The sequence below is a fragment of the Actinomadura graeca genome (genome assembly GCF_019175365.1).
Classification (GTDB): domain Bacteria; phylum Actinomycetota; class Actinomycetes; order Streptosporangiales; family Streptosporangiaceae; genus Spirillospora; species Spirillospora graeca.
Genome location: NZ_CP059572.1, coordinates 717,970 through 742,300 on the forward strand (window position 1 = coordinate 717,970; position 24,331 = coordinate 742,300).

The 24,331-nt window shown below is 73.7% G+C and carries 23 protein-coding genes; 7 read left to right on the forward strand and 16 right to left on the reverse strand.

Features of this window, described 5'->3' with window-relative positions; genetic code table 11:
- Window positions 1-18 precede the first annotated feature (18 nt).
- From AGRA3207_RS03500 to argC, 6 genes are read right to left on the reverse strand one after another with little or no spacing between them, the layout of a single operon-like run.
- Complete coding sequence (locus tag AGRA3207_RS03500; RefSeq protein WP_231336217.1) at window positions 19-522, reverse strand: arginine repressor; 504 nt, start codon at window positions 520-522, stop codon at window positions 19-21.
- An 8-nt stretch (window positions 523-530) separates the two neighbouring features.
- Window positions 531-1,448 (reverse strand): ornithine carbamoyltransferase, encoded by a 918-nt coding sequence (gene argF / locus AGRA3207_RS03505; RefSeq protein WP_231333106.1) that lies wholly within the window; start codon window positions 1,446-1,448, stop codon window positions 531-533.
- Between the two features lie 2 nt (window positions 1,449-1,450).
- Window positions 1,451-2,659, reverse strand: coding sequence for an acetylornithine transaminase (locus AGRA3207_RS03510; RefSeq protein ID WP_231333107.1), 1,209 nt, complete (start codon window positions 2,657-2,659; stop codon window positions 1,451-1,453).
- The gene (gene argB, locus AGRA3207_RS03515) at window positions 2,656-3,558 is read right to left on the reverse strand and encodes an acetylglutamate kinase (RefSeq protein WP_231333108.1); all 903 of its coding nucleotides are present in this window, start codon (window positions 3,556-3,558) and stop codon (window positions 2,656-2,658) included. The genes AGRA3207_RS03510 and argB overlap by 4 nt, the downstream gene beginning before the upstream one ends.
- Window positions 3,555-4,712, reverse strand: coding sequence for a bifunctional glutamate N-acetyltransferase/amino-acid acetyltransferase ArgJ (argJ, locus tag AGRA3207_RS03520; protein ID WP_231333109.1), 1,158 nt, complete (start codon window positions 4,710-4,712; stop codon window positions 3,555-3,557). Before argJ ends, argB begins: the two co-directional genes overlap by 4 nt.
- A complete protein-coding gene (argC, locus tag AGRA3207_RS03525; RefSeq protein WP_231333110.1) occupies window positions 4,709-5,737 on the reverse strand; it encodes an N-acetyl-gamma-glutamyl-phosphate reductase in 1,029 nt (342 codons plus the stop codon). Before argC ends, argJ begins: the two co-directional genes overlap by 4 nt.
- 164 nt (window positions 5,738-5,901) lie before the next feature.
- Here argC and AGRA3207_RS03530 point away from each other — a divergent pair, with 164 nt between their 5' ends.
- From AGRA3207_RS03530 to AGRA3207_RS03550, 5 genes are all read left to right on the forward strand, one after another.
- Entirely contained in the window at window positions 5,902-6,399 is a 498-nt protein-coding gene (locus AGRA3207_RS03530) for a MarR family winged helix-turn-helix transcriptional regulator (RefSeq protein WP_231333111.1), read from the forward strand.
- On the forward strand, window positions 6,396-7,364 hold the full coding sequence (locus tag AGRA3207_RS03535; RefSeq protein WP_231333112.1) for an ABC transporter ATP-binding protein: 969 nt from the start codon (window positions 6,396-6,398) through the stop codon (window positions 7,362-7,364). The genes AGRA3207_RS03530 and AGRA3207_RS03535 overlap by 4 nt, the downstream gene beginning before the upstream one ends.
- Window positions 7,361-8,200 carry an ABC transporter permease gene (locus tag AGRA3207_RS03540; protein WP_231333113.1) on the forward strand — a complete coding sequence of 280 codons (840 nt, stop codon included), beginning with the start codon at window positions 7,361-7,363 and terminating at the stop codon, window positions 8,198-8,200. The genes AGRA3207_RS03535 and AGRA3207_RS03540 overlap by 4 nt, the downstream gene beginning before the upstream one ends.
- Window positions 8,201-8,326: 126 nt before the next feature.
- Window positions 8,327-10,174, forward strand: a complete 1,848-nt coding sequence (locus tag AGRA3207_RS03545; RefSeq protein WP_231333114.1) for a vWA domain-containing protein — start codon at window positions 8,327-8,329, stop codon at window positions 10,172-10,174.
- 14 nt (window positions 10,175-10,188) lie between these two features.
- Window positions 10,189-11,547, forward strand: coding sequence for an extracellular solute-binding protein (locus AGRA3207_RS03550; protein ID WP_231333115.1), 1,359 nt, complete (start codon window positions 10,189-10,191; stop codon window positions 11,545-11,547).
- Window positions 11,548-11,559: 12 nt separating this feature from the next.
- Here the strand turns inward: AGRA3207_RS03550 and AGRA3207_RS03555 are convergent, their stop codons facing one another.
- The 9 genes from AGRA3207_RS03555 to infC all read right to left on the reverse strand — a co-directional run bounded on the left by AGRA3207_RS03555 (window position 11,560) and on the right by infC (window position 21,525).
- Complete coding sequence (locus AGRA3207_RS03555; protein WP_231333116.1) at window positions 11,560-13,176, reverse strand: ABC-F family ATP-binding cassette domain-containing protein; 1,617 nt, start codon at window positions 13,174-13,176, stop codon at window positions 11,560-11,562.
- A 299-nt stretch (window positions 13,177-13,475) separates the two neighbouring features.
- Complete coding sequence (gene pheT, locus AGRA3207_RS03560) at window positions 13,476-15,953, reverse strand: phenylalanine--tRNA ligase subunit beta (protein WP_231333117.1); 2,478 nt, start codon at window positions 15,951-15,953, stop codon at window positions 13,476-13,478.
- A complete protein-coding gene (pheS, locus tag AGRA3207_RS03565) occupies window positions 15,953-17,062 on the reverse strand; it encodes a phenylalanine--tRNA ligase subunit alpha (protein ID WP_231333118.1) in 1,110 nt (369 codons plus the stop codon). Before pheS ends, pheT begins: the two co-directional genes overlap by 1 nt.
- Window positions 17,063-17,191: 129 nt before the next feature.
- Complete coding sequence (locus tag AGRA3207_RS03570) at window positions 17,192-18,202, reverse strand: sensor histidine kinase (protein ID WP_231336218.1); 1,011 nt, start codon at window positions 18,200-18,202, stop codon at window positions 17,192-17,194.
- 282 nt (window positions 18,203-18,484) lie between these two features.
- Complete coding sequence (locus AGRA3207_RS03575; protein ID WP_231333119.1) at window positions 18,485-18,976, reverse strand: STAS domain-containing protein; 492 nt, start codon at window positions 18,974-18,976, stop codon at window positions 18,485-18,487.
- 252 nt (window positions 18,977-19,228) lie between these two features.
- Complete coding sequence (locus AGRA3207_RS03580) at window positions 19,229-20,053, reverse strand: TrmH family RNA methyltransferase (RefSeq protein WP_231333120.1); 825 nt, start codon at window positions 20,051-20,053, stop codon at window positions 19,229-19,231.
- A gap of 34 nt (window positions 20,054-20,087) precedes the next feature.
- Window positions 20,088-20,465, reverse strand: a complete 378-nt coding sequence (gene rplT / locus AGRA3207_RS03585) for a 50S ribosomal protein L20 (protein WP_131736762.1) — start codon at window positions 20,463-20,465, stop codon at window positions 20,088-20,090.
- Between the two features lie 69 nt (window positions 20,466-20,534).
- Window positions 20,535-20,729: a 50S ribosomal protein L35 gene (gene rpmI / locus AGRA3207_RS03590; RefSeq protein ID WP_067468638.1), complete on the reverse strand. Its 195-nt coding sequence runs from the start codon at window positions 20,727-20,729 to the stop codon at window positions 20,535-20,537.
- A 256-nt stretch (window positions 20,730-20,985) separates the two neighbouring features.
- Complete coding sequence (gene infC / locus AGRA3207_RS03595) at window positions 20,986-21,525, reverse strand: translation initiation factor IF-3 (protein ID WP_231333121.1); 540 nt, start codon at window positions 21,523-21,525, stop codon at window positions 20,986-20,988.
- Between the two features lie 559 nt (window positions 21,526-22,084).
- Here infC and AGRA3207_RS03600 point away from each other — a divergent pair.
- On the forward strand, window positions 22,085-22,582 hold the full coding sequence (locus AGRA3207_RS03600) for an NUDIX domain-containing protein (RefSeq protein ID WP_231333122.1): 498 nt from the start codon (window positions 22,085-22,087) through the stop codon (window positions 22,580-22,582).
- 10 nt (window positions 22,583-22,592) lie between these two features.
- Window positions 22,593-23,540 carry a PfkB family carbohydrate kinase gene (locus AGRA3207_RS03605; RefSeq protein WP_231333123.1) on the forward strand — a complete coding sequence of 316 codons (948 nt, stop codon included), beginning with the start codon at window positions 22,593-22,595 and terminating at the stop codon, window positions 23,538-23,540.
- Here the strand turns inward: AGRA3207_RS03605 and AGRA3207_RS03610 are convergent.
- Window positions 23,516-24,181, reverse strand: a complete 666-nt coding sequence (locus AGRA3207_RS03610) for an HIT family protein (protein ID WP_231333124.1) — start codon at window positions 24,179-24,181, stop codon at window positions 23,516-23,518. The two genes, AGRA3207_RS03605 and AGRA3207_RS03610, sit on opposite strands and share 25 nt — an antisense overlap.
- Window positions 24,182-24,331: the final 150 nt, after the last annotated feature.

Sequence of the window (24,331 nt, forward strand, 5' to 3'; positions counted from 1 at the left end):
GGCGGGGGCCTGCGGCCCCTAGCCTCGTCGTTCGCGGCCGTTGGTGAGCTTCAGCAGCGACTCCGCGACGTGCTCCCCGCCGCGCGGGTCGCGGGCGATGACCAGGATCGAGTCGTCGCCGGCGACGGTGCCGAGGATCGAGCGCCATTCGGCGTGGTCGATCGCCGACGCCAGGTACTGCGCGGCCCCGGGCGGGGTCCGCACGATGACGAGGTTGGCGGACGCCTCGGCCGACACCAGCAGCTCCGCCGCGATCCGGCCGAGCCGCCCGGCGAACGTCTCCGCGGCGCCGGTGCGGGCGCGCCGGATGCGCTCGCCGCCCTCGCCCGGCACGGCGTAGATGAGGCTGCCGTCGTCGGCGCGGAGCTTGACCGCGCCGATCTCCACCAGGTCCCGCGAGAGCGTGGCCTGGGTGACCTCGACCCCCTCGTCGACGAGCAGCTTCGCCAGTTCGCCCTGCGAGTGGACGGGGTGCCGGGTCAGCAGCTCGATCACCCGGGCGTGCCGGGCGGCCTTGGTCATGGGGGTCGTCACGGGGAGCGCTCCAGCAACCAGGCCAGGAGCGCCTTCTGGGCGTGCAGCCGGTTCTCCGCCTCGTCCCAGACGCGGCTGCGGGGGCCGTCCAGGACGGACGCGGCGATCTCCTTGCCGCGGTAGGCGGGCAGGCAGTGCAGGACGATCGCCTCGGGGTCGGCGAGGGCGAGCAGCTTCTCGTCCACGGCGTAGGGCTCGTAGAGGGCGGTGCCCTTGCCCTCCTCCCCCATCGACACCCAGGTGTCGGTGGCGAGGACGTCGGCGCCGCCGGCGGCCCGCGCGGGGTCGTCGGTGACGGTGACGGACCCGCCCGTGGCGGCGGCGATCTCGGTGGCACGTGCCACCACCCCGGCGTCGGGCGGCTGCGCGGCGGGGCCGCCGATACGCACGTGCATCCCGGCGGTGGCGCAGCCGAGCAGGTAGGAGTGGGCCATGTTGTTGGCGCCGTCGCCGAGGTAGGCGAGGGTGACGCCGGCGAGGGCGCCCTTGGCCTCCCGGACGGTCTGGAGGTCGGCGAGGATCTGGCAGGGGTGGAACGCGTCGGTGAGGGCGTTGACGACCGGGACGGTGGTGCCCTCGGCCATCTCCTCGATGCGCTCCTGCCCGCCCGTCCGCCACACGATGGCGCTGACCTGCCGCTCCAGGACGCGCGCGGTGTCGGCGATGGTCTCGCCGCGGCCGAGCTGGCTGGTGCCGGCGTCCATGATCAGGGCGTGGCCGCCGAGCTCGGCGATCCCGGTGGCGAAGGAGATCCGGGTGCGGGTGGAGGACTTGTCGAACAGGACGGCGACCGTCCGCGGCCCTTCGAGCGGCCGGAGCCCGAACCGGTCCGCCTTCGCCCGCGCGGCGAGGTCGAGCACCTCGGCCTGCTCGGCGGGCGTGAGGTCGTCGTCCCGGAGGAAGTGCCTGGTCACGGTCATTTCTCCTTGGCGGTGGGCGTACCCGCGGCCGCGTCGAGGATCGCGGGGAACGCCGCGGTGAACGACTCCGCCTGCGCCGCGGTGAGGACGAGCGGCGGGGCGATCCGCAGCGCGTCCGGCTGGAGCGCGTTGATCAGGAATCCGGCGTCGCGGGCGGCGGCCTCGACGGCCGGGGCGTGCGGGCCGGTGAGGACGGCGGCGCGCCACAGGCCGCGGCCCCGGACGCCCGCGAGGAGCGGATGGTCGATGGCGGCGAGCCCGCCGGCGAGGGTGTCCCCGACGGCGGCGGCGTTGGCGAGCAGGCCGTCCCGCTCGATCGTGGTGAGGACGGCGAGGGCGGCGGCGGCGCCCACGGGGTTGCCGCCGAAGGTGCTGCCGTGGTCGCCCTTGGCGAAGATGCCGCCGTGCGGACCGAACGCGACGCACGCGCCGATCGGCAGGCCGCCGCCGAGCCCCTTGGCGAGGGTCAGCACGTCCGGCCGGGCGTCCTCGTGCTGGAAGGCGAACCAGGTGCCGGTGCGGCCGATCCCCGACTGGATCTCGTCGGCGACGAACAGCGCGCCGGTGGAGTCGCAGATCTCGCGGGCGGCGGCGAAGTACCCGTCCGGTGGGGGGACGACCCCGGCCTCGCCCTGCGTGGGTTCGAGGAAGACGGCCGCGCAGTCGTCGTCCACGGCGGCCTTGAGCGCGTCGGCGTCCCCGTACGGGACGAACCGGACGTCCAGCGCGTGGGGTCCGAACGGCTCGCGGATCGCGGCCTTCCCCGTCAGCGCCAGCGCGCCCATGCTGCGGCCGTGGAACCCGTTCTCGGCCGCGACGAAGTACGTGCGCCCGGAGGCCCTCCCGTACTTGATCGCGAGCTTCAGCGCGCACTCGTTGGCCTCGGTGCCGCTGTTGGTGAGGAACACCCGGCCGCCGCCGCCGAGCAGGTCCAGCAGCCGCTCGGCGAGCAGCACCTCGGGCTCGTGCAGGAACAGGTTGGAGGTGTGGGCCAATGCCGCGACCTGCGATGACACCGCCTCGACCAGGGCGGGGTGGCCGTGCCCGAGGGAGCTGACCGCGATCCCGGCGATCAGGTCGAGGTACTCGCGGCCGTCGGCGTCGACGACCCGGCAGCCCTCGCCGCGGACGAGCGCCAGCGGCGGCACGCCGTAGTTGGGCATGAACGCGGCCTCGTACCGCCTCCGCAGCCCGGCCGCGCTCATTCCGTCGTCCCGTGGGGGCTGGGCAGCACCATCGTGCCGATCCCTTCGTCGGTGAAGATCTCCAGCAGCAGCGAGTGGGGCACCCGCCCGTCCAGCACGTGCGCCTGCGGGACGCCGCCGCGCACGGCGGTCAGGCACGCCTCCATCTTCGGCACCATGCCCGCCGACAGGTCCGGCAGCAGGGCGGCCAGCTCGTCGGTGGTGAGCCGGTCGATCACGTCGTCGCTGTCGGGCCAGTCGGCGTACAGGCCCTCGACGTCGGTGAGGACGACGAGCTTGGCCGCGTCCAGCGCGACCGCGACCGCGGAGGCGGCGGTGTCGGCGTTGACGTTGTAGACCTCGCCGTCGTCGCCGCGCGCGACGCTGGAGATGACCGGGATGCGGCCGTCGTCCAGCAGCGCCCGGAGCGCCCCGACCTGGACCTCGACGATCTCGCCGACCTGGCCGAGGTCGACGGGGACGCCGTCGACGACCGCCTGCTTGCGCTCGGCGGTGAACAGGTTGGCGTCCTCGCCTGACATGCCGATCGCGAACGGGCCGTGCCGGTTGACGAGCCCGACGACGTCGCGCTGGACCTGGCCGGTCAGCACCATCCGGACGACCTCCATGGCCTCCGGGGTGGTGACGCGCAGCCCCGCGGTGAACGTGGAGTCGATGCCGTTGCGGGCGAGCGCCGAGTTGATCTGCGGGCCGCCGCCGTGCACGACGACGGGCCGGAGCCCGGCGTAGCGCAGGAACACCACGTCCTCGGCGAACGAGTGCCGCAGCGCCTCGTCGGTCATCGCGTGCCCGCCGTACTTGATCACGACGGTGGTGCCGTGGAAGCGCTCCAGCCACGGCAGCGCCTTGATCAGCGTCCCCGCCCGGGCCATGGCCTCCTTCCGCTCGCGCGCGCTCATGTGGAGTACGCCGAGTTCTCGTGGACGTAGTCGGCGGTGAGGTCGGTCGTCCAGACGGTCGCGCTGTGCGTGCCCGCCGACAGGTCGACGGTGATCGTCACGTCGCGGGGGCGCAGGTCCACCTTGTCGCGGTCGTCGCCGGACGAGCCGTCGCGGCACACCCACACGCCGTTGATCGCGACGTTGAGCTGGCCGGGCTCGAACGCGGCGTCGGTGGTGCCGACGGCCGACAGCACCCGGCCCCAGTTCGGGTCCTCGCCGTGGATGGCGCACTTGAGCAGGTTGTTGCGGGCGATGGAGCGTCCGACGGTGACGGCGTCGCCGCCGGACGCGGCGCCCACGACCTCGATCGCGATGGCCTTGGACGCGCCCTCGGCGTCGACGAGCAGCTGCCGGGTGAGGTCGCCGCACACCTCGGTGAGCAGCGCGGTGAACCCGTCCTCGTCCGGGACGACCCCGGCGGCGCCCGAGGCCAGCAGCAGCACGGTGTCGTTGGTGGACATGCAGCCGTCGGCGTCGAGCCGGTCGAGGGTGACGCCGGTCGCCGCGCGCAGCGCCCGGTCCAGGGTCTCCGCGGGCAGGTCGGCGTCGGTGGTGATGACGCACAGCATGGTGGCCAGGGACGGGGCGAGCATGCCCGCGCCCTTCGCCATCGCGCCGATCATGTAGCCGCCGGGGCCCTGCCGGAAGGAGATCTTGGCGACGGTGTCGGTGGTGCGGATGGCGTCGGCGGCGGCGAGCCCGCCGTCCCCGCGCGACAGCTCCGCCGCCGCGGCGCCGACGCCGGTCAGGAGCGCGTCCATGGGGAGCCGCTCGCCGATCAGCCCGGTGGAGCAGACCGCGATCTCGCCCGCGGAGTCCTCCAGCAGCCCGGCGGCCTTCTCGGCGGTGGCGTGGGTGTCCTGGAAGCCGGGCGCGCCCGTGCAGGCGTTGGCGCCGCCGGAGTTCAGGACGACGGCGCGGACGCGGCCGCCCTTGAGGACCTGCTCCGACCACACGACGGGCGCGGCCTTGACGCGGTTGCGGGTGAACACGCCCGCCGCGGCGCGGGACGGCCCGTCGTTGACGACGAGGGCGACGTCGCGGTTCCCGCTGTCCTTCAGCCCGGCGACGACGCCGGCGGCGCGGAAACCCTGGGGGGCGGTGACGCTCAAGGGGACACTCCGATCGTGGTCAGCCCGAGTTCTTCGGGGAGGCCGAGGGCGAGGTTCGCGCTCTGCACGGCGCCGCCCCCGGTCCCCTTCGTGAGGTTGTCGATGGCCGCGACCGCGACGATGCGCCCCGCGGCCTCGTCCAGCGCGACCTGGACGAGCGCGGTGTTGGCGCCGAGCGTCATGGACGTCGCGGGCCACGTGCCCTCGGGCAGCAGGCCGAGGAACGGCTCGCCGGTGCAGGCGGACTCGTAGGCGGCGCGGAGCGTCCCGGCGGTGACGCCGGGGCGTGCCTTGGCCGTGCAGGTCGCGAGGATGCCCCGGCTCATCGGCGCGAGCGTCGGGGTGAAGGACACCGTGACCGGCCCTCCCGCGACCGCGCCGAGGTTCTGCGCCATCTCGGGGGTGTGGCGGTGGGTCCCGCCGACGGCGTAGGCGCTGACCGAGCCCATCACCTCGCTGCCCAGCAGGTGCGGCTTCAGGGCACGCCCGGCGCCCGAGGTGCCGGACGCGGCGACCACCACGACGTCGGGCTCGGCGAGGCCGGCGGCGAACGCGGGGAACAGGGCGAGGCTGACGGCCGTCGGGTAGCAGCCGGGCACCGCGATCCGCTTCGCCGTGCGCAGGATCTCACGCTGTCCGGGGAGCTCGGGGAGCCCGTAGGGCCAGGTGCCCGCGTGGGGCGTCCCGTAGAACCGCTCCCAGTCGGCGGGATCGGCGAGCCGGTGGTCGGCGCCGCAGTCGACCACCAGGACGTCGTCGCCCAGTTCCTCGGCGAGCGGCCCGGACCGGCCGTGCGGCAGGGCGAGGAACACGACGTCGTGGCCCGCGAGCGCGGCGGGCGTGGTCTCGGCGAGGACGCGCCCGGCCAGGGGCCGCAGGTGGGGCTGGTGCGCGCCCAGCTCGGTACCCGCGTTGGATCCCGCGGTCAGCGCGCCGATCTCGAACTCTGGATGTCCCGCCAGGATGCGGAGCACCTCGCCGCCCGCGTAGCCGCTGGCGCCGGCGACCGCCGTCCGGATTCCCATGTCCCCTCAGCCCTTCGGAAGCAATGAGCAAGAGTATGCATGACCGTGGATGTCTATTCAACAGTGAGGGCACCGCTCCCCGGCGTCTGAGACGAGCGCCACAGCGAATATTTAGGTGCCTAATGATTTGACTGCTAAAGGTCAGCTGCCTAATAATCGGGGCCATGGTGGACACCGGCAAACTCGGCTTCGGAGAGCTCTCCGCCCTCGGGCCGGTCGAGGAGTGGCCCATCGGGCGGCTGTTCGCCCTCGCGTCCCGCATGTCGGGCCCGGTGGTGTGGCGGCTGATCGAGAAACACGGCGTCAGCCCCGCCGGCTTCTTCACGCTGCGCATGCTCCTCGCCGAGGACGGCCTGCGCGCCGGCGAGATCGCCAAGCGGCTGCTCATCACCCCGGCGTCCGCCACCTCGGTCGTCGACACCCTGGAGCGCAACGGCCACGTCGAACGGCGCCGCTCGGAGGCCGACCGCCGCGCCGTCCTCGTGCACATCACCGACGCGGGCCGCACGCTCATCGCCGACAAGGGCAAGCCCATCGGCCACGACCTGTGGAACCTGTACGACGTCGTCGACGAAGGGGACGAACCCGCCGTCCGGCGGTTCCTGCTGAACCTGATCAAGCGTTTCGAGGACTATCCGGAAGCGAAGGGAGACTGCGCGTGAGCGCCCCCCCGGAATCCGCCGTGACCACGGCGGACCTGAAGAAGACCTACCCCGCCTCCGGCCCGCGGCCCGAGGTGCACGCCGTCCGCGGCATCGACCTGGACGTCCCGCGCGGCGAGTTCTTCGGCCTGCTCGGCCCCAACGGCGCGGGCAAGTCGACCACCATCGGAATGCTCACCACGCTGGTCGTCCCGACGGGCGGCAGCGCGCGTGTGTGCGGGCTCGACGTGGTCCGGGACGCCGTTGAGATCAAGCGCCGCATCGGCGTCGTGTCGCAGAACAACACCCTCGACAACGAGCTGACCGCTGCCGAGAACCTGGAGTTCCGGGGCCGGTTCTTCGGCCTGAGCGGACGTGACGCCCGCCGCCGCGCCGACGAGCTGATGGAGCTGTTCGGGCTCACCGAGCACCGCGGCGGCAACCCGTTCGAGATCTCCGGCGGCCAGGCCAAGCGCGTCATGATCTGCCGCGCCCTCATGCACGGCCCCGAGGTGCTGTTCCTGGACGAGCCGACCGCGGGTCTCGACCCGCAGACCCGCACCAACCTGTGGGAGGTGCTGCGCGGCCTCCAGGCCGCCGGCCAGACGATCGTCCTCACCACGCACTACATGGAGGAGGCGGAGGCGCTCTGCGACAAGGTCGCCGTCGTCGACCACGGCACCATCCTGGCCAGCGGCACGGTGGACGAGCTGAAGAGCACCGCCGGCGCCGACACCATCATCACCGTCTCCTACGACGCCCCGGCACCGCGGGAGATCACCTCTCTCGCCGACCGGAGGGGCATCAGCAAGGTCGAGGTGAACGACGGGCAGGTGCGGGTGTTCGCCGCCGAGGCCGAGGGCGTGCTCGGTGAACTGGTCACGATCGGAGCCTCGGCGGGCATCGGCGTCACCGACGCCACCCAGCTGCGCCCGAGCCTGGAGACCGTCTTCCTCACCATCACCGGAAGGGAATACCGAGAATGAGCTCCCTCACCCTGACCCCGCCGCCCCCGGCGCGGGCCACGATCCCGCGCACCTTCGCCGCGATGATGGCGCGCGAGGCGCGGGTGATGCGCAAGAACTTCCTGTCGACGTTCGTCCGGGTGCTGGTGCAGCCGGTGATGTTCGTGTTCGTGTTCGCCTACGTCCTGCCCAAGCTCGGCGGCGGCGCCGCGGCCGGACGGCCCGGCGGGCCGACGTTCTCGACCGTCCTGCTGCCCGGCCTGGTCGGCTCGTCCATCGTCATGCAGGCGATGATGGCGGTGATCTTCCCGCTGATGATGGAGCTGAACTGGCAGAAGTCCATCACCGACCGCGCCCTGGCCCCCGTCCCGATCCCGCTGCTGGCGGTCCAGAAGATCCTCGCGGCGGCGTTGCAGGGCCTCATCGGCGGCCTGCTGGTCTTCCCCGCCGTCCTGTACATCCACGCCGACGGCCAGGCCCCGCACGTGCACGTCGCGAACTGGCCGATCCTGATCCTGGTCATGGTGGCCGGCGCGCTGCTGGCCGCCGCCGGCGGCCTGCTGCTGGGCACCCTGCTAAACCCGCAGAAGGTCCAGGTCCTGTTCGCCCTGGTGCTCCTGCCCATGACCATGCTCGGCTGCGTGTACTACCCGTGGTCGGCGCTGGAGAACATCCGCTGGCTCCAGATCGCCAGCCTGGTCAACCCGCTGGTCTACATCAGCGAGGGCCTGCGCACCGCGCTGACCCCCGACATCGACCACATGCCGGTATGGGCGTTCCTGCTGGCCGTGATCGGCGGGACGGCGCTGCTGACCTGGGGCGCGACCCGCACGTTCACCAAGCGCGTCCTCACCTGACCGCATCCGGCCCGGAACCCATGCGGCCGTGAAGGAGTCGCATTACAAAGACGTACGGTGATCCCACCCCATCATCGACGGTGGAGCCGGGCGTCGGCCGGGCCGCGCGGGGGCTGGAGGCGCAAGATGGCGAAGGGCCCAGGTGAGTCCTGGCCCGAGAGGGTGCGCGAGAACTGGATCCCCCTGCTCGGCGTCTCCGCCCCCGTGGCGGGCGGGTTGGCGGCGGCCGGCGGCGTCCAGCGCTTCCCGTACTACCTCCTCGCCGTGTTCGCCGCGCTGCTGCTGCTGGACTGGACGATGTCCCAGGCCGGCAGCACCGGCGTGCTGTCGCAGGTCGGAAGGCTCGGCGCCCTGGCGCGCTTACCGCGCCGGCGGAAGCCGCTGGGCGCGGCGCTCCGCCGCGCGGCCGCGTTCCTCGGCGGGGCCGCGGTGGCCGCCGCCGGCTGGATCGCCGTCCCCCAGGTGGGATCCTGGGCGTCGGACGGCTGCGATCCGCCGCCCGAGCTGCGGGTCATGGCGGCTCCGGAGAACAAGGGCGACCTCGAGCGCGCCGCCGACCGGTTCGTCCAGGAGCAGGGGAAGAGCGGCGGCTGCGTACCCGTCCATGTGACGGTCTTCGAGGCCCCCGCGCCGGACGACCTCCTGGGCGAGGCGTTCACGGGGAACTGGAACCTGGCGCAGTTGCCGCACCCCGACATCTGGTTGCCCGCGACCACCGCCCCCGTGCCCGTCGGATCGGAACGCGGCACCCGGGGACCCCGCCTGTGGATCGACGGCCACTACGGCGCCGCCTCACCGCTGGTGCTCGCCGCCCCGCAGCGGGTCGCCCAGGACCACGGCCTCATCGGGCCCGTGTCGTGGGCGCAGATCGCCACCGCCCTCAACGGCAAGGGCACCCGGCTGCTAACGGCCGACCTGGAGACGACGGAGTCCGGGCTGGCCGGTGCGTTCGCGCTCTTCACCGGCAGCACCGGCAACGACGAGGCATCCCGCATGCGGCGCAGGGAGCTCGTCGACCTGGTCAACCCGGACGGCCCGGCACCGGCCGACCCCGACGACCTGCTGTGCGGCCTGCGGAACCTGGACCCCGGCCCCTACACGATCACCGCCGCCATCGTGCCGCTGGCCTCCGTGGAGGCGTACAACTCCGGGTCGTCCTGCGGCGGGATCCCCGTCTCCGCCGCCGAGAGGCTGACCGCCCTCGGGCCCGCGGACCAGTCCCCGGCGGTCGACCGGCCCATCGTCCGTCTCCGCTGGGAGGACGACGGCGACGCCGGGCGCGACCGGTACGCCGGGCGTTTCAGCGACTGGCTGACCCGGCACGGCCCGGAGAGGGCGGGCTCCCCGGGCAGCACACTGACACCCGGGCGGCTCGCGGAGGGACGCCGCCTCCGGGACGAGGCGCGCAAACCGCTGACACTGGAGTTCATGCTCGACATGTCGGGGACGATGAACGCGCAGGTGCCCGGCGGGACGCTGCTGGCGAACGCGCGGACCCTCATCGCCGACGCGGTGGACCGCCTCGGCCGCGACGACCGGGTCGGCCTGTCGCGGTTCCCCGCGCACAGCACCGGGCGCGACCCCTCGTCGCTCACGGCCCCGGCGCCCGTCGACGAGGCCCAGACCGGGCGGATCGAGGACGCGCTGGGCCGGCTGCAACGCGCCGACTCCGCGACGACGCCGCTGTATCACGCGATCGCGCACGCCGCCGGGACCGGCACCGCCAAGCGCACGCTGGTGGTGCTCACCGACGGCGTCGACGACGACCCCCGCCACGACGGCTTCTCCTCCGCGCGGGAGCTGAGGGACGCCCTCGCCGGGGCCGACGGCCCGCAGGTCTACGTCCTCGTGCTGAAGGGGGCGGGCTGCGGCAAGGACCTGGTCGCGATGGAACACGCCCGGCCCCGCTTCCACTGCCTCGGCGGAGGCCGGACCCGCGACTCCCTGCTCCACGACCTGTTCTCCCGGCTGTAGGAAGGGGCCCGAACGTGCGGCTCGCACCAGGAACGGGACCGGACACGCAGCACGGTTACCTCCTCTTCGCCCTCGCCGGAGCCGTGATCACCCTCGTCGCGCTGCTCGGCGCCCATGTGCTGTCCTCCGACACCGGCCGCTGCAAGCCGGGCGAGAAGCTGGTCGTGCTCGGCGGGCGGGACGATTCCGGAGCGCGCGGCTCGCTCATCGGCGCCTGGCCCGGATCCCACGGGATGAAGGCCGAGTTCCAGGAGTTGCCGTCGGACACCGACCTCGAACACAGCGAGGTCGTCTCGGCCGCGCGCTCCGGCACGTGCCGCGCGGACGTCTACATCGTGGACACCCCGTGGATCCCGGAGTTCGCCAAGGCCGGGTACATCGACCCCGTCGGCATCCCCGAGCGCGAGCTGCGGCCGATCATGCCGAAGATTCTCGCCACCACGCGCTACCGGGGCGATCTGTGGGCCGTTCCGCTCAACACCGACGCACCGCTCCTGCTCTACCGCAAGGACCTCGTCGGGAACGTCCCTCAGGACAGGAAGCGGCTCATGGCCGATGCGTCCACGCTGGCGAACACGCCCGGCAGCCGCCTGGGCAGCGGGCTCGCGCTCCAGCTCAGGCGCTACGAGGGGCTCACCGTCAACCTCCTCGAACTGGTCCGCGACCACGGCGGGGACATCACGGTCGGCGAGGACGGCAAGGTCACGATCGGCCGCGAGGCGGTAGGCGCCGCCCTGCGGGAGCTGAGCTCCGGCTTCCAGGGGGCACACCCGGCGATCAGGCCGGCCTCCCTGGACTCCAACGAGGACAAGGACCGGGCCGCCTTCGAGGACGGGGAGGTGGCGTTCATGCGCAACTGGCCGACGCAGTACACCCTGATCTCCAACAACGGGAAGCTCAAGCCCTGGCAGATCGGAGCCGTCCCCTTCCCCGGCGAGCGGGTGCTGGGCGGGCAGAGCCTGGCCATCGCGGCGTCCCTGCCGGACGGCCGCGCCCGCGCGGCCCGCGACCTGCTCAGGTACATCACCGACCGGGAACAGCAACGGCGGCTGTTCGCCTGTGGCGGCTGGGCGTCGGTACGCGCCGACGTCTACCGGCTCGGGGCCGGTGACTGCGCCGGGCAGGGGACCTCCCACAAGCGGATCGTCCTGCACGCCGACGCGCAGGTGATTTACCAGGCGGTGGCCGGCGCCCGCCCGCGCCCCTCGTCCCCCTACTACCCCGAGTTCAGCCGGGAGCTGCGGGCAAGGGTGCACGCGCAGCTGACGTGCATGGCGACGACGTGCGCGCAGCTGCCCGACCAGGGCCTCGGCAAGTTCCTCGACGAACTCCCCCCGGCCCTTGAGCAGGCCGCGCGCGGACGCATGCGCTGACCGCCGCGCGGCTCACATGGGGTCCGCCTCGGAGAGGCCGGAGCGGCGGTCCATGGCCAGCCAGCGGGTGATCCCGATCGTCCGCAGGAACGGCAGGTCGTGGCTGACGACCAGCAGCGCGCCCCGGTAGCCGGCGAGGGCCTGGCCGAGCTGCCGGACGCTCGCCAGGTCGAGGTTGTTCGTCGGCTCGTCCAGGAGCAGCAGCCGCGGTGCGGGCTCGGCGAGCAGCAGCGACGCCAGGACGGCGCGGAACCGCTCGCCGCCCGACAGGGTTCTCGCGGGCCGCTCGGCCCGCGCGCCCCGGAACAGGAACCGCGCGAGGCCCGCCCGCACCTCGTTCACCGGCACCGACGGGGCGACCGCGCGGACGTTGTCGACGACGCTGAGGGACTCGTCGAGGACGTCGAGCCGCTGCGGCAGGTACCGGACCCCCTGCACGCCGACCCTGACGGCCGCCCCGTCCGGGACGGCCTCGCCGGTGAGGACGCGCAGGAACGTGGTCTTGCCCGAGCCGTTCGGGCCGACCAGCGCGATCCGCTCCGGGCCCCGGACGATCAGCTCCGTCAGCGAGCCGGTCTCCGGCTCGGGCGGCGCGAGACCGGTGACGGTCACGACCGTCCGCCCCGCGGGGACCTCGGTCGCGGGCAGCTCCACGCGGATCTCGGCGTCCTCGCGCACCGCCTCCTCCGCCTCGGTGAGCCGGGCACGGGCCCCGGCGAGCCGCTCCTCGTGCATGATGCGGTGCTTGCCCGCGGCGACCTGCGCCTGCCGCTTGCGCTCCCCCATCACGATCTTCGGCTCGCGCTTGCTCTCCTGCATCTTCCTCCCGTACCGGAGCCGCCGGGCCAGCTTGACGTGCGCGTCCTCCAGCTCGCGCTTCTGCCGGCGCATGTCGGTCCCGGCGGCGCGGACGGTCCGCTCGGCGGCCTCCCGCTCGACCGCGAGGAGCGCCTCGTACTCCGACAGGTTCCCGCCGAAGGTCCGGACCGACCCGTCGCGCAGGTCGGCGATCTCCTCGACGCGGTCGAGCAGCTCCCGGTCGTGGCTGACGACGACGAGCACGCCCGTCCAGGAGGCGACCGCGTCGTACAGGCGGCGGCGGGCGTCCAGGTCGAGGTTGTTCGTGGGCTCGTCGAGCAGCAGGACGTCCGGGCGGGCCAGGAACAGCGCCGCGAGCCCGACCATCACCGCCTCCCCGCCCGACAGGGTGGGGACGGTGCGGTCCAGGCCCACGTGCTCCAGGCCGAGGCGGTCGAGCTCGGCGCGGGCGCGCTCCTCGACGTCCCAGTCGTCGCCGACCGCGGAGAAGTTCTCCTCCGTGGCCTCGCCGCGTTCGATGGCGTGCAGCGCGGCGCGGGCCCCGCTGATGCCGAGCAGGTCGGACACGGTGCGGGCGCCGTCGAGCGGCAGGTTCTGGGGCAGGTACCCGACCTCCCCCTCCACGCCGATCTTGCCTGACGCGGGGCGCAGCTCCCCCGCGATCAGCTTCAGCAGGGTGGACTTGCCGGAGCCGTTGACGCCGATCAGGCCGGTGCGGCCGGCGCCGAACGCGGCGTCCAGGCCGTCCAGGACGACGGTGCCGTCGGGCCAGGCGAACGACAGGCCGGAGCACACGATGGCAAAGGACATGGGGGGCCTCCATGGCGGTGGGCGGGTGCTGAACACATGGAGACACCGCGGGGAACGCGCGACGCGGCCGGACATGCCGTCACGGCATGAGAAAAGCCCGGCGGGACGAAGGTCCACGGCTGAGGTCACGTGCGCGGGCCGTCGGACGGCCGTTGCGCGGTGTCGGACCTCAGATCCTCAATGGACTCCCCTGCCGGGCGGCGATGTGACGCCACCAGAATACACGGAGCCTTATCGCAACACAAGTAGCGATAAGGCGCTCCCGCCCGCCCCGGGGCCGGGGCGGGCGGGTCACGCGTTCAGGCGCCGCGCAGGGTGGCGCCGGTACGGTCGGCCGCGGCGGCGACCGCGGCGTCCCGGGCCGCGGTCGCCTCCTCGGCGGTGAGCGTGCGGTCAGGCGCACGGAACCGCAGGGTGTAGGCGAGCGACTTGCGCCCCTCGCCCACCTGCTCGCCGGTGTAGACGTCGAACAGCCGGATCGCCTCCAGCAGGTCGCCCGCCCCGTCGCGCAGCGCCGCCTCGACCCGCGCGGCGGGCGTCGCGGAGTCGACGACCAGCGCGACGTCCTGGGTGGCGACCGGGTACGTCGACACGTGCGGCGCGCGGGGCAGGACGGGCTCGCCCAGGCGGCGCAGCTCCAGCTCCATCGCGCAGGTGCGCGGCGGCAGCCCGTACGCCTTGGTGACGCGGGGGTGCAGCTCCCCGGCGTGGCCGACGAGGGTGTCCCCCGCGTACAGCGCGGCGCAGCGGCCCGGATGCCACGGGGCGTGCCGGTCGGCCTCGACCGTCAGCTCGACGCCCACCTCCCGCGCGACCGTCCGGGCGGCCTCGACGGCGTCCGCCCACAGCGCCGGACGGCCCGGCCCCCACCAGCCCGAGGGCTCCCGGTCGCCGGACAGCACGACGGCCACCCGGTGCGGCTGGTCGGGGAGCGCCGCCTCCACGGAGGCGACCTCCTCCGCCGTCGGTCCGCGGTCCACGGCAAGCCGCGGCGCCCGGGCGGGCGCATCCGGGCGGGGACGGAACACCAGCCCCATCTCGAACAGCGCCACATCACCGAAACCGCGTCCCACGTTGTGCGCGAGGGCCCGCAGGAGCCCGGGCAGCAGCGTGGTGCGCAGCAGCGGCTCGTCTTCCGACAGCGGGTTGGCCAGCCGCAGCGCCACGCGGCGCGGGTCGTCGGACGGCAGCTGCAGGTCGTCCCAGTCCTTCTCCGCGGCGAACGGGAACGCCAGCACCTCGACGTACCCGGCGCCCGCCAGCGCCCGGCCCACCCGGCGGCGCATCCGCTGCCGGACGGTCAGGCCCTGCCCGCCGACGGGCCGCGGCGCCCGCGACGGGATGTTCTCGTACCCCTCCAGGCGGATGACCTCCTCGGCGAGGTCGTTGGGGTCGGTGAGGTCGGGCCGCCAGGACGGCGGCGTCACCGTCAGGACGTCACCGCCCTCGACGGCGCAGCCGACCTGCTCCAGCCGCCGCACCACCGCGTCACGCCCGTACTCCACCCCGGCGACCCGGTCGGGGTGCCCGGCGGCCATGGTGACCACGGTCTCCTCGACCGGCGCCTGCGCGTGGGTCACGCCGGGCACGATCTCGGCGCCGCCCAGCTCGGCGAGGAGCCGCGCCGCCCGGTACGAGGCGTACAGCGGCAGCTCCCGGTCGACGCCCCGCTCGAACCGGTGCGACGCCTCGCTGTGGAGGCGGTGGCGGCGGGCCATCCGGGCGGTGCCGATCGGGTCGAAATGCGCGGCCTCGACCACCATGTCGGTGGAACGCTCGCCGATCTCGGTGGCGAGCCCGCCCATGGTCCCGGCCATCGAGATCGGCCCGGAGTCGTCGGTGATGAGGATGTCCTCGGGGTCGAGGGTCCGCTTGACGTGGTCGAGCGTCTCCAGGACCTCGCCGGGCCGGGCGCGGCGCACCACGACCGGGCCGGTGAGCTTGGCCCGGTCGAAGGCGTGCAGCGGCTGCCCGAGCTCCAGCATCAGGTAGTTCGTGACGTCCACGGCCAGCGACACCGGGCGCATCCCCGCGCGGTGCAGGCGGACCCGCATCCACAGCGGGGTCGGCGCGTCCGGGTCGAGGCCGCGCACCTCCCGAAGGACGAACCGGTCACAGGCGGACGGGTCGGCGATGCTCGCCGGGTAGGACCCGCCGGTCTCGGCGGGCGGCTCGACGGCCGCGGGGTCCGTGAACGGCACCCCGTACGCCGTGGCCGCCTCGCGGGCGATGCCGCGGATCGACAGGGCGTAGCCGCGGTCCGGCGTGACGGCGATGTCGAGGACGTCGTCGCGCAGGCCGAGCAGCTCCACCGCGTCCGCGCCGATGGGCGTGTCCGGCGGCAGGACGAGGATGCCGCCGTGGTCCTCGCCGATGCCCAGCTCGGCCACCGAGCAGATCATGCCCTCCGACAGCCGGCCGTAGGTCTTGCGGGAGCCGATCTCGAACCCGCCGGGCAGGACCCCGCCCGGCAAGATCACCACGACGCGGTCGCCGACGGCGAAGTTGGTGGCGCCGCAGACGATGCCCTGCGGCTCGCCGGTGCCGTTGGCCTCGCCGACGTCGACCCGGCAGTAGCGGATCGGCTTCTTGAAGCCGGTCAGCTCCTCGATCTCCAGGACCTCGCCGACCACCAGCGGGCCGGTGACGTCCAGGCCCGCCTGCTCGACGGTCTCGACCTCCAGGCCCGCGGCGATCAGCGCGGCGGCCAGCTCGCGGCCGGTGACCCCGGCGGGCAGCTCGGCGTACTCACGCACCCAGGACAGCGGGGCCCGCATCAGATCTCCATCCCGAACGGGAGGGTGAACCGGACGTCGCCCTCCACCATGTCGTGCATGTCCTCGACGCCGTGCCGGAACATCAGCGTCCGCTCGACGCCCAGCCCGAACGCCCAGCCGCTGTAGCGCTCCGGGTCGACGCCGCAGGCGACCAGCACCCGCGGGTTGACCATGCCGCAGCCGCCGAGCTCGATCCAGCCCTCCGAGCCGCAGGTGCGGCACGGATCGGCGCCCGGCTCCACCGACGCGCCCCGGCACACGAAGCACTGCATGTCGACCTCGGCCGACGGCTCGGTGAACGGGAAGTAGGACGGGCGGAACCGCGTCCGCAGCCCCTCCCCGAACATGCCCCCGACGAACGCGTCGATGGCGCCGCGCAGGTCGGCCATGGTCAGGCCCTCGTCGACGGCGAGGCCCTCCAGCTGGTGGAAGACGGGGCTGTGCGTGGCGTCCAGCTCGTCGGTGCGGAACGTCTTGCCCGGGATCACCACGTACACCGGCAGCGGGCGGCTCAGCAGCGACCTGACCTGCACCGGCGAGGTGTGGGTGCGCATCACCAGGCCCGTCTCCTCGGACCCGACGAAGAAGGTGTCCTGCATCGTGCGGGCCGGGTGGTCGGGCAGGAAGTTCAGGGCGTCGAAGTTGAACCACTCCGCCTCGACCTCGGGGCCCTCGGCGACCTCGAAGCCCAGGGAGACGAAGACGTCCGCCATCCGCTCCTGCATCGTGGTCAGCGGATGCCTGGCCCCGCGGGGGGCGCGGTCCCAGGGCAGGGTGACGTCGACGGTCTCCTCGACGAGGACGCGCTGGTCGCGCTCGTCCTCCAGCTCGGCCTGGCGCGCCTTGAGGGCCTGCGAGACCGCGCCGCGGGCGGCGCCGATGCGCTTGCCGGCCTCGGCGCGGCCCGCGGGCGGCAGGGCCCCGATCTCGCGGTTGGCGAGGGCCAGCGGGGAACGGTCGCCGGCGTGCGCCAGGCGGACCTGCTTGAGTGCGTCGAGGTCGGCGGCCGCGGCGATGGCGGCGAGCGCCTCGTCGCGGGCCCGCTCCAGTTCGTCGGGCCGCAGCGCGGACACCTCGACGGGATCGTAGGACTTGTTGGGTGCAGACATGGGTGTGAGCGACTCCGGTCGGCGTGGGACGCCCGCAGTCTAGTGCGCGGGCGGTAAGGATCCGGAAAGACGTGCGCGAATCGCGCGGCCCGCCGCGGGGCCCCGCGCCGACCCCGGCCCGGTCCGGGCTCAGGTGGCGTAGTCGGGGGCCCCTGCGGGCACGGTAAATCGGAACTCGGCGCCGCCACCGGGCGCGCGCCGCACGGTGATCACGCCGCCGTGCGCCTCGACGAGGCCCTTCACGATGTACAGGCCGAGGCCGGTGCCGCCGCGGCGGTTGCCGCCGGGACCGCGCCAGAACTGCCGGAAGACGCGCTGGACGGCCTCGGGCGGTATGCCCTCGCCCTCGTCCCGCACCGACACGGCGGCCCCCTCCTTGTGCGCGTCCGGCTCCACCACAATGGTGACGGTACCCGCTCCGTGCCGCACCGCGTTTTCCAGGAGGTTCCCGAGAATCTGGTCCATCTTGTCGGGATCAAGCCACATCTCGGGCAGCTCGCCGCGGGCCTCGAAGCGGAACCGGTCCTCGGCCTCGCCGGCCGCGACCCGTCCCGCGATGACCTTGCGGACCTCCTCGGGGAGGTCGACGACCTGCCGGTGCATCTCCAGCCGGCCCGCCTCGATGCGCGAGACGTCCAGCAGCTCGGTGATCAGCCGCGTGACCCGGTCGGCGTCGGCGTTGACGGTCTCCAGCATGACGCGCTTCTGGTCGTCGTTGAAGCGGTGCCACTTGGCCAGCAGCGTCGCGGTGAAGCCCTTCACGCTGGTCAGCGGGGACCGCAGCTCGTGCGCCACCGTGGAGACGAGGTCGGCGCGGTCGCGTTCGCGCCGGGCGCGGTGCGCGGCGTCGCGCAGGCACACGCTGAACCGTTCCACCCTGCCCTGCCCGTCGCGGCGGTAGGCGGCGGTGACCAGCAGCTCGGTGCCCCCGGGCAGGAACAGCACGCGCTCGGGGTGCCGGGTCCGGGTGCACAGGCCCTCGTAGGGGGCCAGGCACTTCCACCAGTCGCGTCCCTCCGCGTCGTGCAGCGGGAGGGCGTCGCGGAAGTCGGTGCCGAGGGCGGTCTCGGCGGGGATGCCCGTCATCCGGACGGCCGCGGCGTTGAAGACCACGACGCGGGCGTCACGGTCGGCCACCATCAGCCCGTCGGGAAGGTCGTCGGCGGGGTCCCCCGCGGGACGGCCGCCGGGCCCGCTCGCAGGGGCGCGCGCGGCCACGCGATGGGGTTCCTCTCCGCCCACAGCGGCCTCCAGAAACACCGGTCGGGACGCGGCCTGTCGAGAAGAGACTCTATCCGGACTCGGACCCCTTACGGGACCCGGAAAACGCCTTGCGGCAAGGCTTTTGTAGCCGCCGTGGCCTTCTGCGTCCGGGGTCGGAGCATCCACGCCAGGAGATACGTGCCGGGCCGCCGGGAGGGTTCAGCGGGCGGTGGTCGGGGAGCCTTCCGCCGACAGGGCGCCGCCGATGTCGGTGTGCAGGGCGAACAGGCGGTTCAGCCCGGTGATGCGGAGCAGGCGGAGCTGCGCGGGACGCACCCTGGCCAGGGCGATCTCCCCGCCGGACGGGGCGATCCGGTTGTGCGCCGACACCAGCGCGCCGAGCCCCGCGGCGTCGCAGAACGGCACGGCGGCGAAGTCGACCACGAGGCGGCGGAAGCCCGCGGCGTACAGGTCGACGAGGCGGGCGCGCAGCGCGTCCGCGGTGTGCAGGTCGATCTCGCCCGCCACGGCCGCCACGGCGGTGCCGCCGACCCGTGTCACCTCGATGGTCAGCCCGGGCGATTCGGCGGGCGCCCACGCGGCGAAGGCGGAGGGGACGGCGGCCCTGCCCGTCCGGCACCTGATCTCCGGCGCGCGCCGGCCCGGCCTCCTGGCCACCCTCGTCTCCTCGGTCATCACGTTCGCCCCCATTCGCGCGGCGTCCTCGCCGCCCCTGGTCAACCACCGTAGGCACCCGTTGGAACGTGCAAATCCCTCGCCGGACCGGTATCCCGCTCCTCCCTGGGAACGAGCCGCCCCGCGGAGGCGGACCCCCTGCCCACCCTCCGTGAGGGGACCATACTCGCAGGTCACAACCGGCGAAATGGCGGCGGAGGCGACCGCTTGCGGCCATCCGACCACGGAACGCATCGAAACCCGGCGGGACCGCGCGGGCGACGCCTGTCACATGCGGGAACGCCCACGCTGCGCCCGTGCCGACGCATACAGACATACGGCGGCGGCGGTCGCGAGGTTCAGGCTCTCCGCGCGGCCGTGGATCGGCACCCGGACGACTTCGTCGACGTGCCGGAGGATCTCCTCGGGGAGCCCCCACGCCTCGTTCCCGAACACCCAGGCGGTGGGACGCGCGAGCAGGCCGTCGTCGATCCCCTCGTCCAGGGTGCGGCCGCCGGCGCCGTCTGCGGCCAGGACGGTGAGCCCGGCCCCCTTGAGCTCGGGGATGAGGGAGTCGAAGCGCGGTCCGACGACGACCGGCAGGTGGAACAGGCTGCCCGCCGAGGCGCGCACGCACTTGCCGTTGTAGGGGTCGACGGACGCGTCGGTGAACACCACGGCCTCCGACCCGGCGGCGTCGGCGGTGCGCAGCACCGTCCCCGCGTTGCCGGGGTCGCGGACGTGCGCCAGCACGGTCACGAGCCGGGGCCGGGGCTCCAGCGCGGCGCCGAGCGGGACGTCCAGGAACCCGCAGACCGCCAGCAGCCCCTGCGGGGTGACGGTCTGCGCGAGCTCGGCCATGACCTCGCCGCTGACGCGCAGCACGGGCGCGCCCGCGCGCTCCGCGGCCTGCACGAGCTCGGGGTGGCGTGCCTCGGCCTCGGCCGTCGTGAACAGCTCGGCGAGGCCGCCCGGGATCAGCAGCGCCTCGCGCACCGCCTGCGGCCCCTCGGCGAGGAAACGGCCCTCACGGCGCCGGAACGCGCGCTTGGCGAGCCGGCGAGCGGCCTTCACCCTCGGTGATCGGAGAGAGGTCAGCTCGCGGCCCGCCATATCGCTGTGATCGCCTGTGCGCCGGTCCCCCGGCTCAGGCCGCCTCCGAGCCCTCGGCGGGGAGCGCGTCCTTGGCGACCTTCACCAGGGCGGCGAACGCGGCGGCGTCGTTCACGGCCAGCTCGGCCAGCATGCGGCGGTCGACCTCGACCTCGGCCGCCTTGAGGCCCTGGATGAACCGGTTGTAGGTGATGCCGTTGGCGCGGGCGGCGGCGTTGATCCGCTGGATCCACAGCCGGCGGAACTGGCCCTTGCGGTCCTTGCGGTCCCGGAAGGCGTAGGTCATGGAGTGGAGCTGCTGCTCCTTGGCCTTGCGGTACAGGCGCGACCGCTGGCCGCGGTAGCCGCTCGACCGCTCCAGGACGACCCGGCGCTTCTTGGCGGCGTTGACCGCCCGCTTCACGCGTGCCACGTGATGCACTCCTTCGTGGGGGCCGGGGCCTCCGGGCCTCGGCCGGTCGCTGATGTTGCCGGTCGGGTGCTACTTGCGCAGCAGCTTCTTGATGTTCTTGGCGTCGGCGTCGGCCACCACGGCGGGGCCGGACAGGCGTCGGGTCCGCTTGGTCGGCTTGTGCTCGAGCAGGTGGTTCTTGTTGGCGCGGCGGCGCATCACCTTGCCGGAGCCGGTCAGCTTGAACCGCTTCTTGGCACCGCTGTGGGTCTTGGTCTTCGGCATGGTCGCCGTCGTCTCCCTCACTCCGGGCCCCCGCGCGGCGGCACAGGGGCGCGCCTGAATCGGCGCATCGCACGGGACCCCCGTGTGACGCGCCGGGCCAGGCTTCAATGTACGTGCGTCCCACCCCCGTGGAGCCACGGGGGCGTCGTGCGGGCCCGCCCGTGAGGGCGTGCCCCGGTGGCCGGTTCGCCCTGGAAGTCCCGGGCTCTCCGGCGGCGGCTCTGCCGGTGGCGCCGCGGCGGGCGCCGGGCGGCCGTCAGGCGGTGCCGGGGGCGGCGTCCTGACCGCGGCTCGCGGCGCGCTCTGCCTTGGCCTCCGCCTTCTTCTTGTGCGGACCGATCACCATGATCATGTTCCGGCCGTCCTGCTTGGGCCGCGACTCGACGAAACCGAGTTCCTCGACGTCGTCGGCCAGCCGCTGCAGCAGCCGGAAACCGAGCTCGGGACGGGACTGCTCACGACCACGGAACATGATCGTGACCTTCACCTTGTCCCCGGCCTTCAGGAACCGCACCACGTGACCCTTCTTGGTCTCGTAGTCGTGCGGGTCGATCTTCGGGCGGAGCTTGATCTCCTTGATGACCGTGTGCGCCTGGTTCTTCCGCGCCTCACGCGCCTTCATCGCGGACTCGTACTTGAACTTGCCGTAGTCCATAAGCTTGGCGACGGGCGGGCGCGCGGTCGGCGCCACCTCGACGAGGTCGAGGTCCGACTCGCGCGCGAGTTCAAGGGCCTTGGCGATGGGCACGATGCCCACCTGTTCGCCGTTCGGGCCGACGAGCCGGACCTCGGGCACGCGAATGCGGTCGTTGATACGCGGTTCGGCGCTGATGGGACCTCCTTGGGGCCGTTCTCAAGTTCGTAGACCGGTCGTACCCCGAGGCTCTCACGCGAAAAGCCCCGCACGACTCACGCACGGGGCCACCTTCGGTCTCCCCACGCGGCATGGCCGCCCGGGGACGACGGCGGGACGAGCGCGACGCGCCCGTTCGCCGGACCGAGGACCCACCGGCCTCGCGGCCGGTCAGGTGGGAGGTGGCCTCCGCTTGAGCGCCCGGCACGTGCCATCACCTCGATGGCGCGCACAGGGCCGGTCGGCTACCCAGACTAGCACCTGCGCGGCCCCCATGCGCCCTCGCGGTCCGCCCGCGATGAGGCGGATCCGGCCGCCGGGGCCCGGTGCGGGGTACGCCGTCTACGTTGATGTCCACGTCAACCGGGCGGATCGTCCTCGCATTCCCGGTATGGCGGGTGAGGTTGTTCTGCCCTGCCTGGGCTCTCGGCGTCGGGGGCGAGGCTTGTTACGGTAGGGCGAGGATGGCCCCGTGGGGCCGGCACAGGGAGGTATTCCCGCGATGCCCACGGTCGAGCCCGGCGCCCCCGGTCCCCTCACCGCCTTGTCCCCCGTCCGGCTGGAGTTCGCCCAGAAGGCGTTCATCGAGGCCGGGGGGAACCTGCTGCTGGTCCGCAAGTCCGCCGACGACCCGTTCCACCCCGGCCGCTGGGAGGTCCCCGGCGGGCGGCTGGAGGTGGAGGCCGACCTGGACCTGGACGACCACATCCGCCGGGAGGTCTGGGAGGAGGTCGGCCTCAAGGTCGACCCGGGGCCGCCGTTCCACCTGTGGCAGTGGTTCATGCCCGAGCGGGACCCGCGGATGCGCGGCGGGCAGGTGCGGGTGGTGGCGACGGCGCGCAGTTGCCGGCCGGTGACGCTGGACGCCAGCCTCGACAACCAGGAGGCGGGCGACCACCTGGCCGAGTACGCCTGGGTGCCGCTGGAGGAGGTCGAGTCGCGGGAACTGATCCCGAGCCTGCGTCCGGTGGTGCGGGCGTTCCTGGCCCGGTCCGGCTGAGCCGGGCGCCATGGACACCGTGCCCTCCGCCCTCTCGCCGGCGCAGTGGCCTGGCCTGGACGGCGCCCCGCGGCGGCGCTTCTCGCTGTTCGTCATGGGGGACGTCCGGATCGAGGTGCGCGCGACGCTGCCGGACGTCCGGTTCAGCGACGTGACCGCCGACCGGCTCGCCTACGCCCCGGCGCGCGCGATGGTCGCGGGGACGGCGGTCAACCTGGCCCGCTGCGCGACGGGCTACTTCCGCCGGGTGAGCGTGCTCGCCAAGATCGGGGACGACGACTTCACGCCGGTGATCCGGCGGGAGCTGCGGCGCATCGGCGTCCGCGACCGGCTCCGCGTCGAGCCGGGCGCCTCCAACGGGGTGACGGTGATGCTGCGCGAGCGCCCCGGCGGCGAGGGCCCCGGCGTGCGGCTGCTCGTCGCGGAGGAGGACGCGCCGGGACGGCGGCTGACCGAGTCGGAGGTGCACGCGGCCGCCGCCGGGATCCGCCGCGCGGACGTGCTGTTCGCCGACGGGTACGCGCTGCTGTCCCCGGTCTCGCGGGCGGCGCTGCACGCGGCGGCGCGGGTCGCCCGGGACGCGGGGACGACGGTCGCGTTCGACCTCGTCCCGCACGACATCGACGCGCGGCTCCCGGCGATCGACGTGCTGCCCCTGCTGTCGCTCGCGGAGATCGTCGTCTCCGAGGCGCCGACGCTGGCGCGGCTGCTCGGCCACGCTCCCCCGGCCGGGTCGGGCGAGGTGCGGGACCTGCTGCCCGCGCTGGACCGGGCCGTCCCCGGCCGGCCGCTGTGGCTGCTGCGGTTCGGGGCGACGTCCCTGGAGTACGTGCTGGCCTACCAGCGGGAGCGCCTGCTGGCCGAGTATCCGTCCGGGTACCGGGAGGACGTGGAGCGCACCGGGTTCGGGGACCGGCTGGTCTCGGGCGAGCTCTACTGGTGGCTGTCCCGCCGTTGACCGTCCCGGCGCCCGCCGGCCGCTCCCCCTCCGGCGCGGGCCGCGTGGCGCTCGCCGGCGATGGCGCCGCGCATCGCCTGGACGGTGCGCAGGAAGCGGCGCTTGCTCTCCGGCAGGCCGAAGGTCTCCTGCCAGCGCCAGGGTTCACCTGGCCCGGCGGCGGTCACGGCCCAGCGGAGGAACTGGCTCCGGACGCCGTCGCCGGGGTGCACGGTGACGCGGCCCTCCTCCTCGACCAGGAGGTAGGAACGGCCCGTCCGTAAGTAGGCGCGCAGGGTCGCGTGCCCGGCGGGAGTTCCGGGCCGACCGCCCTTTTCCAGGACGGCGCGGACACCGGGCGTGCCCGGCAGGAAGTGCCAGTGCGTGTGGTCGATGCATGCGCCACCGCCCTGCGAGTCCGCCGGACCGTGCTCGAACAGCAGAAGCTCGCCGCTCCCGTACGCCGTCTCGTAGAGCCGGGAGACGCGGTCGCGCCACCGGCGGGCCTGTTCCCACATCTCGTGGCCGAACGCGCCGGCGCACTGGTGGTGGTGCCAGGTCACCAGGAGCAGGTGGCCTGACACGAGCGGGGCCACGTCCGGCATGAGGAAGAAGCCGGTGTCGCTCGCGAGCACCGACGCCTCCCCGGGCAGGTCCGCCATGTCGTTGATCCGGAACCGCAGGGGCGGGCAAAGGACGCACTCGGGACCAGGCCCGTTCCATGTCGATGGCTCGGCCAACCGTCCTCCAGGGAAGGGACGTGCGCGTTCTCTCGACTCCCAGCGTGCCCGCCGCGCGGCCGTCGTGATCTG

Bases quoted from the DNA above. Each gene is read 5' to 3' on its own strand.
- AGRA3207_RS03600 (WP_231333122.1), top strand. From the start codon at position 22,085: ATGCCCACGGTCGAGCCCGGCGCCCCCGGTCCCCTCACCGCCTTGTCC.
- AGRA3207_RS03610 (WP_231333124.1), bottom strand. From the start codon at position 24,181: ATGGCGGACCTGCCCGGGGAGGCGTCGGTGCTCGCGAGCGACACCGGC.
- AGRA3207_RS03545 (WP_231333114.1), top strand. From the start codon at position 8,327: ATGGCGAAGGGCCCAGGTGAGTCCTGGCCCGAGAGGGTGCGCGAGAAC.
- AGRA3207_RS03580 (WP_231333120.1), bottom strand. From the start codon at position 20,053: ATGGCGGGCCGCGAGCTGACCTCTCTCCGATCACCGAGGGTGAAGGCC.
- AGRA3207_RS03555 (WP_231333116.1), bottom strand. From the start codon at position 13,176: ATGTCCTTTGCCATCGTGTGCTCCGGCCTGTCGTTCGCCTGGCCCGAC.
- AGRA3207_RS03540 (WP_231333113.1), top strand. From the start codon at position 7,361: ATGAGCTCCCTCACCCTGACCCCGCCGCCCCCGGCGCGGGCCACGATC.
- AGRA3207_RS03570 (WP_231336218.1), bottom strand. From the start codon at position 18,202: ATGGTGGCCGACCGTGACGCCCGCGTCGTGGTCTTCAACGCCGCGGCC.
- pheT (WP_231333117.1), bottom strand. From the start codon at position 15,953: ATGCGGGCCCCGCTGTCCTGGGTGCGTGAGTACGCCGAGCTGCCCGCC.
- pheS (WP_231333118.1), bottom strand. From the start codon at position 17,062: ATGTCTGCACCCAACAAGTCCTACGATCCCGTCGAGGTGTCCGCGCTG.
- AGRA3207_RS03530 (WP_231333111.1), top strand. From the start codon at position 5,902: ATGGTGGACACCGGCAAACTCGGCTTCGGAGAGCTCTCCGCCCTCGGG.
- AGRA3207_RS03605 (WP_231333123.1), top strand. From the start codon at position 22,593: ATGGACACCGTGCCCTCCGCCCTCTCGCCGGCGCAGTGGCCTGGCCTG.
- AGRA3207_RS03500 (WP_231336217.1), bottom strand. From the start codon at position 522: ATGACCAAGGCCGCCCGGCACGCCCGGGTGATCGAGCTGCTGACCCGG.
- AGRA3207_RS03575 (WP_231333119.1), bottom strand. From the start codon at position 18,976: ATGGGGGCGAACGTGATGACCGAGGAGACGAGGGTGGCCAGGAGGCCG.
- argC (WP_231333110.1), bottom strand. From the start codon at position 5,737: ATGGGAATCCGGACGGCGGTCGCCGGCGCCAGCGGCTACGCGGGCGGC.
- rpmI (WP_067468638.1), bottom strand. From the start codon at position 20,729: ATGCCGAAGACCAAGACCCACAGCGGTGCCAAGAAGCGGTTCAAGCTG.
- argB (WP_231333108.1), bottom strand. From the start codon at position 3,558: ATGAGCGCGCGCGAGCGGAAGGAGGCCATGGCCCGGGCGGGGACGCTG.
- AGRA3207_RS03510 (WP_231333107.1), bottom strand. From the start codon at position 2,659: ATGAGCGCGGCCGGGCTGCGGAGGCGGTACGAGGCCGCGTTCATGCCC.